Here is a 14,846-nt window from a genome sequence, read left to right as displayed (position 1 = left end):
GCGATGGCCGACGCATCCTCCGCCCGCAACACGCAGGCTCCGATCCGTCCTGACTGGTGGAGCAAGGGTGTGGCCGGCGTGGTCCTGGGATTCTCGCTGGCCATCGCAATGGCGGGGCTGTTCGCCTGGATCGGCCCCGGCGGGCCGGCGGCGGTGAACAAGCTGCAATTCATCATGTGGCTCGTCGTTCCAATCTGGCTGGGGGTGGCCAGCGTCTGCTTCCTGTTCCGCAGCGGGCGACAGGCCTGGATGTGGCTGGGCTGCGCCAACATCCTGGCCCACACGGCGCTGCTCGCCGCGCGCAGCCCGCTGCTGCACTGACCCTTTGCCACCTGTCCCGCCCTCACAGCCGCGAGCCGAGCCATGGCCATCCGCACCGACGTCGTGCGCCTCTACCGTCAGGTCCACACCTGGACCGGCATCCTGACCGGACTGATCCTGTTCGTCTGCTTCTATGCCGGCGCCCTCACCATGTTCAAGGAACCGCTGGAACGCTGGATCACGCCGCCGGCGGCGGTGACCCCGGCGACGCTCGACCGGGCGGAGGAACTGGTCGCCGCCACGCGCGCCCTGCGGCCGGAGGTGCGGGACTTCACCCTGGCGGTCGAGCCGGCCCTGGCCGGAGAGGCGCCGCTGCGCCTGACCTGGACGGAGGAACGCTTCGACCCCGCCCCCTGGGCCGCCACCCTGGCGCCGGACGGCAGCGTGGCGGTGGAGCAGCTCAACCCGTCGGGCATCGGGCTGCTGGTGGACTTCCTGCACCGCACCGTGGGCATTCCGGGCGATCTCGACATCGGCACGACGGTGACCGGCATCGCCAGCGCGCTCTATGTGGTAGCGCTGGTGTCGGGGGCGATCATCCTGCTGCCATCGCTGGTCAAGGATTTCCTGATCCTGCGCGTCACCCGGAACGTGAAGCGCCTGTGGCTGGACGCCCACAACGTGCTGGGGCTGATCAGCCTGCCCTTCCACCTCGTCATCGCCCTGTCGGCGGTGGTGTTCGGGCTGCACGACCACATCTACGACACGCTGGACCGCGTGGTCTACGGCGGGCAGATGCGCGCCGTGGCGGCGGCCAGCAGCCCCTTCCGCACCGTTTCGAAGGACATGAGTCCGGCGGGGATGCTGCCGCCCAAGGAGTTCCTGGCGCGCGTCCACAGCCTCGCCCCCGGCTTCCAGCCGGTCAGCCTGGAGTATCACGACGCCGGCACCGGGGCCGCCACCGTGCGCGTCTGGGGCCATGACCTGCGCTATCTGGTGCGGCGGGAGGGCTTCGTGCTGATGGGGGCGGTGGACGGCCGGATCATCGACACCGAATACATGCCGGGGCACCAGAATGGCTGGTCGGCCACCGTCTCCGCCTTCTTCGCGCTGCATTTCGGCAGCTTCGGCGGCGGCATCGTGCGCTGGTCCTATTTCCTGCTCGGGCTGGCCGGGGCGGCGCTGTTCTACACCGGCAACCTGCTGTGGATCGAATCGCGGCGGCGGTCGGAGCGGCAGGCGAAAGGCCGGCCGGTCGTCGGCCCGGTCGAGCAGAGCCGCGCCACCCGCCTGCTGGCCGCCGGGACGGTCGGGGTCTGCCTGGGCTGTGTGGCCGGCCTGTCGCTGACCATCGCCGCCGGGAAATGGCTGAGCGGGCTGGTGGACGACCTGCACGCCTGGCATTGGGGCGTCTACTACGCAACCTTCCTGGGCGCCTGCGCCTGGGCCTTCCTGCGCGGGGCGTCCCGCGCCGGTGTGGAGCTTCTGTGGGCCAGCGCGGCGGCCACCGTTGCCATCCCGGCGACCTCGCTGCTCGGACTCGTCATGCCGGGCCTATGGCTGTCGGATGGGCTGATCGGTGTCGATCTGGTGGCGTTGGCCGGCGCCCTGGCCTTCGCCGCGATGGCCCGCAGCGCGGAGCGGCGCGCCCTCGGCGGCCCGCGGGACAGCGTTTGGGCGGCCGCTGGCGAGCGCCCGAAATCTGAGATGGGCATGCAGCCGCTGGCCCACCCGGCTGAGTGATTGGAAGCACCCGAAAAACAACCGAGCCGAGTCATATCCCTTGCGGCGATAAGGGATATGCACTAACAATCGAACGGCGTAATTGAGAATGAGTCGCATTAGCAATTACGGATTTGCCTAATCAGGGGATATGAGCATGACCATTCGCACAGCGGGGGCGTGTGCACAGGAAGGGACGGCAGCGGGCCGTCCGGTGGCTGCGGGGAAATCCGCAACCATGGTGGGTGCGGTTCTGGCGGTCGCGCTGGCGGGGGGAACGCCGGCGCTGGCCCAGCAGGCCGCCACGGAAGGGACGACCGCCGGGGCCCAGACTTTGGGTCCGGTGACGGTCACCGCGACCGGCACGCCGGAAAGCACGCTGACCGCTCCCGCCTTCACCACCGTCATCACGTCGGAAGACCTGAAGAAGGAGGGCGTCGCCTCCTCCGGCCTGCCGGAGATCCTGGGCCGTTCGGTGGGCGTGAACGACCGCACCGACGCCACCGGCCGTGACGAGGTGGTGATCCGCGGCATGGGCGCCAACTACTCGCTGGTGCTGGTGAACGGCCGCCGGGTGTCCACCTCCGACGCGCTGTGGCGCGGCGGCGACTTCGACTACCACTCGATCCCGATGTCGGCCATCGAGCGGGTGGAGGTGGTGCGCGGCCCCTTGTCGTCGCTCTACGGATCGGACGCCATCGGCGGTGTGGTCAACATCATCACCAAGAAGCCGACCGACACATGGTCGGGCGAGATCAACGGCGACTACCGCGTCGTCGAGCCGGGCCGCGGCGGCACCCAGTACCGCACCGGCCTCTACGCCGCCGGCCCGATCGTGGACAAGGTGTCGGCTTCGGTCTCCGCCGAGTATTTCAACCGGCAGGCTTGGTACGACAACTCCCGCTACAACGGCGTCGTTCCGGTGCTTGAAAAGAAGAATCTGGCGAACCTGCTGACCACACTGGCCTTCGACGTGACGGAGAACCAGACGCTGGAGGCCAACTACGGCCTGAACCGCGACAACCGGCCCCGCGGCTATTACGACCGCTGGCTCTCCTCCCAGAAGCAGGAGATCGTCCGCAACACCTTCGGTGCCGCCCACCGCGGCAACTGGGGCTGGGGCGACACGCTGGTGGAGGCCAACTACGAAGACGGCCGCATCGACGACTACAACTCGTCCTTCAACGCGCCGCAGCAGCGCCATCTGAAGGAGAAGAACCTGTTCCTGCACGGCCGCAGCAACTTCCGGCTCGGCTTCAATCGGCTGACCGCGGGTGCGGAATACCGCAAGCAGACGGTGGAGGACCCCAACACCTTCCTGCAGTCCGGCAAATCGGAAATCGGGCAGAAGGCCGTCTATCTCCAGGACCAGATCGGGCTGATCGACGGGCTGACCCTGACGGTCGGCACCCGTTACGACCACCACGAGATCTTCGGCGGCGAGTTCACCAGCCGCGCCAACGTCGTCTACGCGCTGACCGACGCGCTGTCGCTGAAGGCCGGCGTCAGCCAGGGCTACAAGGCGCCGGACGCCTACCAGCTCAGCCGCGAATACCGGATCGTGAGCTGTGGCGGCCGCTGCTTCCTGTCGGGCAACCCGGACCTCGAACCGGAGACCAGCACCAACTACGAGATCGGCCTGGAAACCCGCTATGACCGCTGGGACGGCAGCGTCGTGCTGTTCCACAACAAGGTCAAGGACATGATCCAGGCAGTCTACGATCCGGTGGCCGTCGCCCGCAATTGGAGCAACATCAACAATGTGGACATCTCGGGCGTCGAGGTAACCGGCTCCGTCAGCCTGACTCCGAAGCTGCTGCTGTCAGGCAACTACACCTACCTCTACACCGAGCAGAGCAACGGTGCGGAACTGGACTACCGTCCGCGCCACAAGGTCAACGCCTCCCTGACGTGGCAGGCGCTCGACAACATCAGCACGTCGGTGTCGACCAGCTACACCGGCCCGCAATTGCAGGGCACCAGCAAGATGCCCGGCTACACCCTGCTGAACTGGGGCGTCAGCGCCGACGTCACCGAGGCGCTGACCGTCGGGGCCGGCGTCAAGAACATCACCGACGTCATCCTCAGCGAGAAGAACGTCAACTTCACATCGGTGGAGGTGGGACGCAACTACTACGTCTCCGCCAACTACCGCTTCTGATCCGCCGCCGCCCGTTCCCGGCCTGCTCCGGGGGCGGGCGCGCCCGCTTTTCAAAGACGCCTTCGGTCCCGTGGCCGCGGGCGCCGGTGCCGGAAAGGCCCGCCCATGATCCTGTCGAACCTTTTCGTCGATGTCAGCCTCCTGAAGACCAACCCCGATTTCCGCCGCGTGCTGATCGCCCGGACGATTTCGCTGATGGCGCTCGGCCTGCTGGCGGTGGCGGTGCCGCTCCAGGTCTACGCCCTCACCGGGTCGAGCCTTCAGGTCGGGATGGCCGCCGCCTGCGACGGCGTCGGCATGTTCCTGGGGCTGCTGCTGGGCGGCGTGCTGGCCGACCGGATGGACCGCCGCCGGCTGATCCTGGTCGCCCGCAGCGTCTGCGGCCTGGGCTTCCTCGGGCTGGCGGCCAACGCGGCGCTGCCCTCCCCGTCCCTTCCGGCGATCTACGCCCTGTCCTTCTGGGACGGCTTCTTCGGAGCAATCGGCGTCAACGCCCTGCTGGCGGCGATGCCCCATCTCGTCGGGCGCGCCAATCTGGTACAGGCCCGCGCGCTGGGCATGTTGTCGATGCGCGTCGCCACCATCCTGTCGCCGGCGCTGGGCGGCCTGCTGATCGCCGGGCTGGGCGTCGGCTGGGTCTATCTGCTGACGGCGCTGGGCACCGGGCTGACCGTTCTGACGCTGCTCGGCCTGCCCCGGATGATGCCGCAGGGCGAGGCCGGGGAGAATCCGCTGCGCGCCATGGCGCAGGCCTTCGCCTTCCTCGCCGGCCACAAGGTGATCGTGAGCGTGGTCGCGCTCGGTTGCCTGACCACGATCGCCACCTCCATCCGAATCCTCTTCCCGGCTCTGGTCGAGGAGGTGTTCGGCGGCGGCGCCTTCGAGACCGGGCTGATGTACAGCGCCGTTCCCATCGGGGCGACGCTGGGCGCCGCGCTCAGCGGCTGGGCCGCGCGGCTGGAGCGACCGGGTCTGGCGATGGGCGGCGTCTGCATGGGCGCCTTCGCCTGCGTCGCCGCGATCGGGGCCGCCGGGAGCCTTTATGTGGCGCTGCCCGTGCTGGTGCTGTTCGGCTACGCCACCTCCATCGCCTCGCTTCTGGAATACAGCATGGTCCAGGGCCACACGCCCGACCACTTGCTCGGTCGTGTCAACAGCCTGTGGACCGCGCAGGACGTGTTCGGCGACAGCGCCGGCACCATCGGCATGGGCCTGCTGGCGACGATGCTGAGCCCCGCCGTGGGAATCCTGGCGCTTGGCCTGGGCGCCTTGGCGCTCGCCGCCGCCGTGACCGCCACCGCCACCACGATGCGCGAAGCGCCAATGAGCGACCCTGCCCTGGAGGGAACCGGATGATGACCCGCGCCATGCCGATCCTGCTGACCGCCGCTTTGCTCGCCGCGGCGCTTCCTGCCGCCGCCCAGACGCGGGTGAAGGTAACGGCGGTGGTCGCCGCCCCCGTCCGCCAGACGCTGCACCTCCCCGGCACGCTGGTGTCGCCGCAGAGCAGCGCCCTGTCGGCCCAGGTCGAGGGCCGGGTGGACTCCCTGCTGGTCGAGGCCGGCGACCGGGTGGAGGCCGGGCAGCCCCTGCTGCGGCTGGACGACATCGTCGCCCGGTTGGAACTGGAGCGGCTGGAGCATTCCCTGGCCGAGGCCGAACACCTGCAACGCGACGCCCTGCGGCTGGCCCGCGAGGCCGAGGCCCTGGCCGGCGTGCAGAGCGTATCGCAGTCCCGCTTCCGCACGCAGCTCGCCCAGGCCGCCATTGAGGAGGCCAAGGTCCGCCAACTCCGCGCCGCCGTCGCCATCCAGCGCGAGCAGGTGGCGCGCCACGGGCTGACCGCGCCCTTCGCCGGGGTGGTGACCGAACGGCGCACCGAACGCGGGCAATGGGTGGGGGCCGGCGGCTCGGTGCTTCAACTCACCGTCACCGACCCGTTGCGCGTCGTCGTCGATGTGCCGGAGCGCCAGCACGGGCGCATCGAAGCCGGCACGCCGGTCACCGTTCTGGTCGCCGACGCGGCGGAGGGGGCCGGCATCGCCGCAGCGGTCGAGCGGGTGGTGCCCGCCGCCGATCCGGTCAGCCGCAGCTTCCGCGTCCACATCGCGCTTCCCAACCCCGAGGGGCGGCTGATGCCCGGCATGTCGGCGCGCGTCGGCGTCGCGCTCAGCCCGGCGCCGGGAATGGCGGAGGTCGCGCTCCAGGTCCCGGCGGACGCGGTGCAGCGCCATCCCGACGGCAGCGCCCGCGTTTGGGTGGTGCAGCGCGGTGGCGACGGGGCGGTGGCCCGGCCGGTGGCGGTGCGCACGGGCCGCCATTCCGGCGACCATGTGGAGGTCCTCAGTTCCGAGCTTCGCCCCGACGATCTGGTGGTCGTCCAGGGCAACGAGGGCCTGCGCCCCGACCAGCCGGTCGTCCCGGACATGGTGGGGTGAAGAGTTCAGCCCTCTCCCCTCTGGGGAGAGGGTGCCCGCGAAGCGGGCGGTGAGGGGGTTGCGCTCGGCGGTACGTCCGGCAAAAGCGCAACCCCCTCACCCTAACCCTCTCCCCAGAGGGGAGAGGGAAAACCGCAAGTTTCCTATCCGGAGTCACGATGACCCGCCTGATCCTGCGCAACCCGCTGGCCGCCTTGGTGTCGGTCCTGATCCTGTGCCTGCTGGGCGCGGTGTCGGTCTTCCGCATTCCGGTGCAGATGATCCCCGACATCAGCCCGCGCCGGATCATGGTGGAAACCAACTGGCCCGGCGCCACCCCGCAGGACGTCGAACAGGAAATCCTGATCGAGCAGGAGAAATACCTGCGCGCCATCCCCGGCCTCGTCCGCCTGTCCTCCAGCGCCGAGTTTGGCGGCGGTCAGGTGGAGCTGGAATTCCCCTCCGGCACATCCGTCGACGAGGCGCTGATCCACATCGACAACGCGCTGTCGCAGGTCACCGACTATCCGGAAACGGTGGACCGCCCGCGCATCGTCGCCGAATCCGCGACGGCCGAGCCCTTCCTGTTCTTCGGCGTCGAGCGGCTGGACGGTGCCACCGACGCAGAATCCATCCAGCGCGAGACCAATTGGATCGAGAACGTCCTGCGCCCGCGGCTGGAGCGTGTGGCCGGCGTGGCGAAGGCCGAGGTGATCGGCGGGGCCGCGCAGGAAATCCACATCCTGCTCGACCCGCTGAAGCTGTCCGCCCGCAACCTGAATGTGGGGACGGTGCGCGACGCCGTGCGGGCGCGCAACCGCGACGTCTCCGGCGGCGACCGCGACTTCGGCAAGCGCCGCTATTTCCTGCGCACCATCGGGCGCTTCGCCGATCTGGAGGATCTGGCCGACCTGATCGTCGCGCGCGAGAACGGCACGGCGATCCGCCTGCGCGACGTCGGCTCGGTGACCATGGCGACCCAGGAGGCGCGCAGCGTCGCCTTCGCCGACGGGCGCCCCACCCTGCTCGTCACCATCGGCAAGCGGGCCGGCGCCAACGTCATCGCCGTCAAGGAGGCGGTGACCGACGCGGTGGAGGAGCTGAACCGCCACGCCCTGAAGGAGCGCGGGCTGTCCATGCGGCTGCTGTCGGAGGACGTGCGCTACATGGAACGGTCCATCGACAACGTGCTGAGCAACCTGATCGCCGGCAGCGTGCTGGCCGCGGTGGTGCTCCTGCTGTTCCTGCGCTCCATCCCGGCGACCGCCGCGGCGGCGGCGAGCATGCCGGTCTGCACGCTGGCGACCCTGCTGGTCCTGGCGGCGGCGGGGCGCAGCATCAACGTGATCTCGCTGTCCGGCGTCGCCTTCGCCATCGGCATGACGCTGGACAACAGTGTGGTCGCGCTGGACGCCATCGCCCGGCACCTGCGCATGGGCAAGTCGAAGGCCGCCGCGACCGAGGACGGCATCGCCGAGGTCTGGCCGGCGATCCTGTCCTCCACCCTCACCACCGTCCTGGTCTTCCTGCCCGTGCTGTTCATCACGGCGGAGGCCGGACAGCTCTATTCCGACATCGCCATCGCCATCACCGGCGCCGTCATCATGTCGATGTTCGCCGCCCTCGTCCTGGTCCCGGTGGTCGCTGGGCGTTGGTCGGTGGCGTCCCCGGCAGGAAACGCTCCGGATAAGGAGGGTGCGCTGGGTGTGGCGGTGCGCTGGATGCTGCGCAGCGCCCGGCGCGAGCTGGCGATCCTCGCCGTCTCCGCCGCGGCCATGGTCGCCGTCATGCTCACCATGGTGCCGCCCGCCGAATATCTGCCGGAGGGCGAGGAGGCCACCGTCTTCAGCTTCATGGCCGCCCCACCCGGTTACAGCATGGACTCGATGCAGGAGGTCTGGCGGCAGATCGACCCGCTGCTGAGCCGTCAGGTGGGTGCTGCGGACACCGACGCCGAGACCGGCATTCCGCCGCTGCGCGTCAATCTGAGCTTCATCCGCCCCGGCTTCATCCGCTTCGTGACGGAGCCGATCAACCCCGCCGACACCGACGCGCTGATCGCCAACGTCACCAAGCGGATGCGGGCGATTCCCGGAATGCGCGGCTTCGCCGCGCGCGGGTCGATCTTTTCCGGCAACAGCGGCGGCGCCCGCGCCATCCGGCTGGAACTGAGCGGCGGCGACCTGACCGCGCTCTACGCCACGGCGCTGACGGTGCTCGACCGCGCGGGCGACCTTTTCCCCGACGGGCAGGTCAACAGCGACCCCTCCCCGCCCACGCTGGCCATGTCGCAGCCCTTCCTGGAGCTGCACCCGAACTGGGAGCGCGCGGGCGAGATGGGAATCGGGCTGGCCGAGCTGGGCTACACGCTGCGCGCCTATTCGGACGGCGCCTTCGCCGACGAGTATCTGCTGAACGACGAGACGCTGGACATCTATCTGCGGGTGGCCGGGGGCCTGGGCCGCGACCGCCAGAGCTTCGCCGATCTGGTGCTCCACACCGGCCGCGGCGCCCCGGTGCCGCTGTCCAGCCTCGCCGAGCTTCGGGAAACCGTGGGCTCCTCCAGCATCGCGCGGATCGACGGGTTCCGGACGGTCACCCTGACCATCATCCCGCCACGGTCGGTGGCGCTGGAATCCGGCATCGCCGCGGTGCGGAGCGATCTGGTGGACCGGCTGCGCGCCGAGGGCGTGATTCCCGACGGGATGAGCACCCGCATCACCGGGGCCGGCGGATCGCTGGACGAGTTGCGCTCCGCCCTGACCGGCGGGTTCCTGCTGGCGCTCGCCATCACCTATCTGGTTCTGGTCGCCGTCTTCTCGCACTGGGGCTATCCGCTGATCATCATGGCGGTGGTGCCCACGGGGATCGGCGGCGGGCTGGTCGGGTTGTGGCTCTACAACCTCGCCACCGGCCTGCCCGGAGGCTTCGGCCCGCCGCAGCCCTTCGACGTGCTGACCATGATGGGCTTCCTGGTGCTGGTCGGGACGGTGGTGAATAACCCCATCCTGATCGTCGAACAGGCCGCCGTGAACCGACGGACGCACGGCATGTCCGGGGCGGAGGCCATTGCCGACGCCTTGCAGAGTCGACTGCGCCCCATCCTGATCACCACCGTGACGACCGCCGCCGGCCTGATCCCGATGGTCGCGGTGTCCAGCGCCGGAACGGAGCTGTACCGCGGGCTGGGGCTGGTCGTGCTGTGCGGCCTGCTGATCTCCAGTCTGGTGACGGTGACGGTCCTGCCCGTCGTGCTGTCCCTGGTCTTCCGCCTGTCCGACCGCTTGGGCGCCAGAACGCACGACCGGAGGGTGGCGGAAGCGGGCGATTAATTCCGAGAGCGAAAAATCCCGCGTCGGTTGCAGAAAGCACTTGCGTGGGAATGGACATATCCCTATATTGCGAATGAGAATCATTCGCATTTCTATGTATGCGGACGCCGCTCACGGCCCCGGCAGAACGCCGGTGGTGATTCCCGCGCCCACACGGACCGGTAGCGGCGCGCCTTTTTTCCGAACATGTCAACGTCGTCCGCCCTGGCGGATGGACAGTGGAGGCTCGTGTTTCCATGGACGTTCTACCCCTGCCCGCCGGGGAGCGGCCGCTCGGCGGCCGTTCCGACCCGGATTTCGCCTTCGCCTCGCGTGGCCGCGTCCTGAAAGCCTACGGCGTGGATGAGCGGCTGGACGTGGCCCTCGACGACCGCAGCTTCGCCGATGGCCGGTGGGAGGAGGCGCTGGACCGCGCCTTCCGCCGCCGCAAGGCCCAGGGTGTCGAGAATCCAATTCTGGTCGGCGCCGTCCCCTTCGACGGACGCCAGCACGCCCGCCTGTTCATTCCCGAGCATTGCGATTACGAGGACGCCGGCCGGATGGCCGCCGACCCCGACCCCGTCGCGCTGAACGCCATCGAGGAGACGGTGGGGCGCAACGCCTTCGAGGCGGCGGTGGCCCAGGCCATCGACCTGTTCCGCGACACCGCTTTGAAAAAGGTCGTGCTGTCGCGCCCGCTCGACGTGGAAGCACGCGAGGCCTTCGCGCCGGGCCGCCTGCTGCGCGCCCTGCTGCGGCAGAATCCCGGCGCTCATGTCTTCGCGGCCCCGGTCGCCTACGGACAGACCCTGGTGGGGGCAAGCCCGGAACTGCTGATCCGTAAGACCGGGCGGACCGTGGTCAGCAATCCGCTGGCCGGCTCCGCCCCGCGCAGCCCGTCCGCCGAGGTGGAGCGCCAGCGCACCGCCGCCCTGCTCGCCTCCACGAAGGACCGGACGGAGCACCGATACGTCGTCGATGCCGTGCGCGCGGCGCTTGCCGGCCATTGCAACCCGTTGTCCGTTCCGGACGCCCCCAGCGTGATCCGCACCCCGACCATGCTGCACCTGTCCACCGAACTGACCGGTGAATTGGCCGATCCCGCGGTGTCGTCGTTGCGGCTCGCCCACGCGCTGCACCCGACGCCGGCGATCTGCGGCACGCCGACCGGCCTCGCCCGCGACGCCATCGACCGGCTGGAGGGCTACGCCCGCAACTGGTACGGCGGCATGGTCGGCTGGATGGACAGCCGGGGCAACGGCGAATGGGCGCTGTCCATCCGCTGCGGGCTGGTCCAGGGCCGGCATCTGCGCCTCTACGCCGGGGCCGGCGTCGTCGCGGATTCCGACCCGGCGGCCGAGTGGGAGGAGACGGCGGCGAAGCTGACCACCATGCTGAACCTGTTCGGCGTCGCGTCCGCTCAACCCTCCAACACCGACCTTCCGGTGGAGCTGGCGTCGTGACCATTCCCTTCACGCCCTGTCCCGCCGCGTTCGCGGAGCGCTACCGCGCCAAGGGCTACTGGACCGGCGATCCGCTGACCGACGTGATCGACCGTCACCGGGGTGCGGCGGCGGAGGCCACCGCGATCCTCTGCGGGGAACGCCGGTTCCGCTACGCCGACCTGCAGGTACTGTCGCTCCGTCTGACGGCGGCCTTCCGCGCCCGCGGCCTGCGGCCCGGCGACACGGCGTTGGTGCGGCTGCCCAACCGCGCGGAATTCTATCTGGTCTTCTTCGCCCTGCTGCGCTGCGGGGTGGTGCCGGTCAACGCGCTGAACAGCCACGGCGTCTACGAGCTGACCGCCTACGCGCGCCAGATCGAACCGGCACTGGTCGTCCTGCCGGCGGCGGACCAGGCTTTGGTCACCCTGATGACGCAGACCGTCGGGGCGGAGCGGCTGCTCCTGCTCGGCGCTCCGTCCAGCGATGGGATCGGCGGCTTCGTCTGGGCCGACGGCGATGCCCTGGCGGAGGATGCCGCCGGGCCGGACCCGTCCGCCGACTTGGCCGCCGACCCGTCCGGCGTGGCCTTCTTCCAGCTGTCCGGCGGCAGCACCGGCACGCCGAAGCTGATCCCGCGCACCCACGACGACTATCTCTACAGCGTCCGCCGCAGCGTCGAGATCTGCGGGCTGGACGAAACCTGCCGCTTCCTCTGCGCCCTGCCGGCACCGCACAACTTCACGCTCAGCTCGCCCGGCGCGCTCGGCGTGTTCCACGCCGGCGGCACGGTGGTGATGGCCGGCGACCCCAGCCCCGCCACCTGCTTCCCGCTGATCGCCCGCCACCGCGTCACCTGGGCGGCGCTGGTCCCGCCGATGCTGTCGGTCTGGCTGGAGGCCGCCGGCGGCGGCGAGGACCTGTCGAGCCTGGAGGTCGTCCAGGTGGGCGGCGCCAAGCTCAGCCCCGCCGTCGCCGAGCGGGTGCCGGAGCGGTTGGGCTGCCGTCTCCAGCAGGTCTTCGGCATGGCGGAAGGGCTGGTGAACTACACGCGGCTCGACGACGATCCCTGGACGGTGGTCAACACCCAGGGCCGCCCGATGAGCCCCGACGACGAGATCCGCATCCTCGACGCCGCCGGCCACCCGGTCCCGCCCGGCGCGGTGGGGGAGCTGTGGACCCGCGGCCCCTACACCTTCCGCGGCTATTACAAAGCCGACGCGCACAACGCCCGCGTCTTCGACGCCGAGGGTTTCTATTGCAGCGGCGATCTGGTCAGCCTGGCGCCGGGCGGCAACCTCGTCGTCTGCGGGCGCAACAAGGACCAGATCAACCGCGGCGGCGAGAAGATCGACGCGCAGGAGGTCGAAGACCTGCTGGCCGCCCACCCCGCGGTGAGCCACGCTGCCGTCGTCGCCATGCCCGACGCGCTGATGGGCGAGCGGGCCTGTGCCTTCGTGATCGCCTCGCCCGGCACCAAGGCGTCGGAGCTGCGCCGCTTCCTGCGCGGCCAGGGGCTCGCCGACTTCAAGCTGCCCGACCGCTTCGTCTTCGTCCCGGACCTGCCCAAGACCGCCGTCGGCAAGGTCGACAAGCAGACCCTGCGCGAGCGGGCGCGCCAAGACAACGCTCTTATGGAAACGACCGCATCATGACCATCCGATCCATCGCCCCCTACGCCCTGCCCACCGCGGCGGACCTGCCGCAGGACAAGGTATCCTGGAACCTCGACCCCGCCCGCGCGGTCCTGCTGATCCACGACATGCAGGACTATTTCGTCGGCTTCTACGGCGCGGGGAACCCGGCCATCGTCAGCTGCATCGACCGGATCGCCCGGCTGAAGCGCCATCTGAACGCGCTGGGCGTGCCCGTCGTCTACACGGCCCAGCCGGCGGTGCAGTCCGACGCCGACCGCGCCCTGCTGAACGACCTGTGGGGTCCGGGACTGACGGCCAAGCCGGACCTCGCCGGCATCGTCGCCCCGCTGGCCCCGGACGCCGACGACCGGGTGCTGACGAAATGGCGCTACAGCGCCTTCTTCCGCGCTCCGCTGGCCGAGATGATGGCGGAGGCGGGGCGCGACCAGCTCCTGATCTGCGGGATCTACGCGCACATCGGCGTGATGCAGACGGCGCTGGACGCCTTCATGCGCGGCATCAAGCCCTTCCTGATCGCCGACGCCATCGCCGACTTCTCGCGCGAGGATCACATGATGGCGCTGCGCTACGTCGCGCGCAACGCCGGGCGGACGATCCATTCCGACAGTGTGCTGGCCGCCCCCGCGGCGGTGCTGAGCAAGGACGGGCTGCGGCGCATCCTGCTCGCCTCGCTCGACGAGGTGCCGGGGGACGACGACAACCTGATGGATTTCGGCCTCGATTCCATCGCGGTGATGCAGGTGGTGGACCGTTGGAAGGCCGCGGGAGTCGAGGTCGGCTTCGCCGAACTGGCCGCACAGCCGAGCATCAACGGCTGGTGGGCGCTGATCGAGCCCCGGCTGGCCGCTTCCGGGCGCGTGGCGGCATGACGGACTTCGCGGGCCGGACCGCCTGGGTGACCGGCGCCGGGCAAGGGATCGGGCGGGCCGTGGCCGACCTCTTCCACGCCCGCGGCGCCATCGTCGTCGCCTTCGACCGCCACTGGCACGACAGCGGGGAGCGGCCCTACCGCGCCGTGACGCTGGACATCGCCGACGCCGGCGCGGTCGCCGGAACCTGCGAGGCGTTGTTCGCCGAGGGCACGCGGATCGATGTCCTGGCCAACGTTGCGGGCATCCTGCGCATGGGACCGGTGGAGGCGATGACCAACGCCGACTGGAGCGACACCTTCGCCGTCAACGTGGCCGGTCCCTTCCACATGATGCGGGCGGTGATCCCGGCCTTCAAAAGCGGTGGGAGCGGCGGCGCCATCGTCAGCGTGTCGTCCAACGCCGCCCATGTGCCACGGATCGGCATGGCCGCCTATGGAGCGTCGAAGGCCGCGCTGACCAGCCTGACCATGACGGTGGGGCTGGAATTGGCGCCCTACGGCGTGCGCTGCAACGTCGTTTCCCCCGGCTCCACCGACACGCCGATGCAGCGCGCACTGTGGAGCGGACCGGACGGCGCGGCGAAGACCATCCAGGGCAATCCCGGCCAGCACAAGCTCGGCATCCCGCTCGGCAAGCTCGCCACGCCGCGGGACGTGGCGGAGACGGTGGTCTTCCTCGCCTCCCCCGCCGCCGGCCACATCACGCTCGCCGACCTGCTGGTGGACGGCGGGGCGACGCTCGGGCGCTAGCCTTTTCATTTCAGGGATGTACCCGATGACCAACGACCAGTATGTGAACCCCTTCGACGACGAGCGTCACGACTTCCTGGCGCTGGCGAACGACGCCGGCCAGTTCAGCCTGTGGCCGTGCTTCGCCGCGGTGCCGGAAGGCTGGACTGCGGTCTCCGGCCCCGCCGGACGCGCCGCCTGCCTCGACCATATCGAGGCCGCCTGGACCGACCTCACCCCCGCCGCCGCCTGACGGCTTTTCAAAGTACTTATG

Annotated in this window: 11 protein-coding genes; all 11 read left to right on the top strand. The window is 69.9% G+C overall.

The window, feature by feature from the left end; all coding sequences use genetic code 11:
• The first annotated feature begins 3 nt into the window (after positions 1-3).
• The 11 genes from ACWPN7_RS29355 to ACWPN7_RS29305 all read left to right on the top strand — a co-directional run bounded on the left by ACWPN7_RS29355 (position 4) and on the right by ACWPN7_RS29305 (position 14,825).
• Positions 4-321, top strand: coding sequence for a hypothetical protein (locus ACWPN7_RS29355; protein WP_407825324.1), 318 nt, complete (start codon positions 4-6; stop codon positions 319-321).
• A gap of 42 nt (positions 322-363) precedes the next feature.
• Positions 364-2,004 (top strand): PepSY-associated TM helix domain-containing protein, encoded by a 1,641-nt coding sequence (locus tag ACWPN7_RS29350; RefSeq protein WP_459197398.1) that lies wholly within the window; start codon positions 364-366, stop codon positions 2,002-2,004.
• Between the two features lie 217 nt (positions 2,005-2,221).
• Positions 2,222-4,144 carry a TonB-dependent receptor domain-containing protein gene (locus tag ACWPN7_RS29345; protein WP_492273549.1) on the top strand — a complete coding sequence of 641 codons (1,923 nt, stop codon included), beginning with the start codon at positions 2,222-2,224 and terminating at the stop codon, positions 4,142-4,144.
• Positions 4,145-4,249: 105 nt separating this feature from the next.
• Positions 4,250-5,500, top strand: coding sequence for an enterobactin transporter EntS (gene entS / locus ACWPN7_RS29340; RefSeq protein WP_459197399.1), 1,251 nt, complete (start codon positions 4,250-4,252; stop codon positions 5,498-5,500).
• A complete protein-coding gene (locus tag ACWPN7_RS29335; RefSeq protein ID WP_103039851.1) occupies positions 5,497-6,582 on the top strand; it encodes an efflux RND transporter periplasmic adaptor subunit in 1,086 nt (361 codons plus the stop codon). Before entS ends, ACWPN7_RS29335 begins: the two co-directional genes overlap by 4 nt.
• 158 nt (positions 6,583-6,740) lie before the next feature.
• The gene (locus ACWPN7_RS29330; RefSeq protein ID WP_459197400.1) at positions 6,741-9,893 is read left to right on the top strand and encodes an efflux RND transporter permease subunit; all 3,153 of its coding nucleotides are present in this window, start codon (positions 6,741-6,743) and stop codon (positions 9,891-9,893) included.
• A 236-nt stretch (positions 9,894-10,129) separates the two neighbouring features.
• Positions 10,130-11,335 carry an isochorismate synthase gene (locus ACWPN7_RS29325; RefSeq protein ID WP_349620158.1) on the top strand — a complete coding sequence of 402 codons (1,206 nt, stop codon included), beginning with the start codon at positions 10,130-10,132 and terminating at the stop codon, positions 11,333-11,335.
• Positions 11,332-12,969, top strand: coding sequence for a (2,3-dihydroxybenzoyl)adenylate synthase (locus tag ACWPN7_RS29320; protein ID WP_349620159.1), 1,638 nt, complete (start codon positions 11,332-11,334; stop codon positions 12,967-12,969). The genes ACWPN7_RS29325 and ACWPN7_RS29320 overlap by 4 nt, the downstream gene beginning before the upstream one ends.
• Positions 12,966-13,841 (top strand): isochorismatase family protein, encoded by an 876-nt coding sequence (locus ACWPN7_RS29315; RefSeq protein ID WP_456526078.1) that lies wholly within the window; start codon positions 12,966-12,968, stop codon positions 13,839-13,841. Before ACWPN7_RS29320 ends, ACWPN7_RS29315 begins: the two co-directional genes overlap by 4 nt.
• Complete coding sequence (dhbA, locus tag ACWPN7_RS29310; protein ID WP_451995340.1) at positions 13,838-14,593, top strand: 2,3-dihydro-2,3-dihydroxybenzoate dehydrogenase; 756 nt, start codon at positions 13,838-13,840, stop codon at positions 14,591-14,593. The genes ACWPN7_RS29315 and dhbA overlap by 4 nt, the downstream gene beginning before the upstream one ends.
• Before the next feature lie 25 nt (positions 14,594-14,618).
• Complete coding sequence (locus tag ACWPN7_RS29305) at positions 14,619-14,825, top strand: MbtH family protein (protein ID WP_459197401.1); 207 nt, start codon at positions 14,619-14,621, stop codon at positions 14,823-14,825.
• Positions 14,826-14,846 lie beyond the last annotated feature (21 nt).

This window comes from Azospirillum sp. UENF 312511, from assembly GCF_058780635.1.
This window is presented reverse-complemented; position numbering and strand designations above follow the sequence as displayed.

Excerpts from the sequence above, each read along its gene's own strand:
- ACWPN7_RS29355 (WP_407825324.1), top strand. The coding sequence starts at position 4 with ATGGCCGACGCATCCTCCGCCCGCAACACGCAGGCTCCGATCCGTCCT.
- ACWPN7_RS29350 (WP_459197398.1), top strand. The coding sequence starts at position 364 with ATGGCCATCCGCACCGACGTCGTGCGCCTCTACCGTCAGGTCCACACC.
- ACWPN7_RS29345 (WP_492273549.1), top strand. The coding sequence starts at position 2,222 with ATGGTGGGTGCGGTTCTGGCGGTCGCGCTGGCGGGGGGAACGCCGGCG.
- entS (WP_459197399.1), top strand. The coding sequence starts at position 4,250 with ATGATCCTGTCGAACCTTTTCGTCGATGTCAGCCTCCTGAAGACCAAC.
- ACWPN7_RS29335 (WP_103039851.1), top strand. The coding sequence starts at position 5,497 with ATGATGACCCGCGCCATGCCGATCCTGCTGACCGCCGCTTTGCTCGCC.
- ACWPN7_RS29330 (WP_459197400.1), top strand. The coding sequence starts at position 6,741 with ATGACCCGCCTGATCCTGCGCAACCCGCTGGCCGCCTTGGTGTCGGTC.
- ACWPN7_RS29325 (WP_349620158.1), top strand. The coding sequence starts at position 10,130 with ATGGACGTTCTACCCCTGCCCGCCGGGGAGCGGCCGCTCGGCGGCCGT.
- ACWPN7_RS29315 (WP_456526078.1), top strand. The coding sequence starts at position 12,966 with ATGACCATCCGATCCATCGCCCCCTACGCCCTGCCCACCGCGGCGGAC.
- dhbA (WP_451995340.1), top strand. The coding sequence starts at position 13,838 with ATGACGGACTTCGCGGGCCGGACCGCCTGGGTGACCGGCGCCGGGCAA.
- ACWPN7_RS29305 (WP_459197401.1), top strand. The coding sequence starts at position 14,619 with ATGACCAACGACCAGTATGTGAACCCCTTCGACGACGAGCGTCACGAC.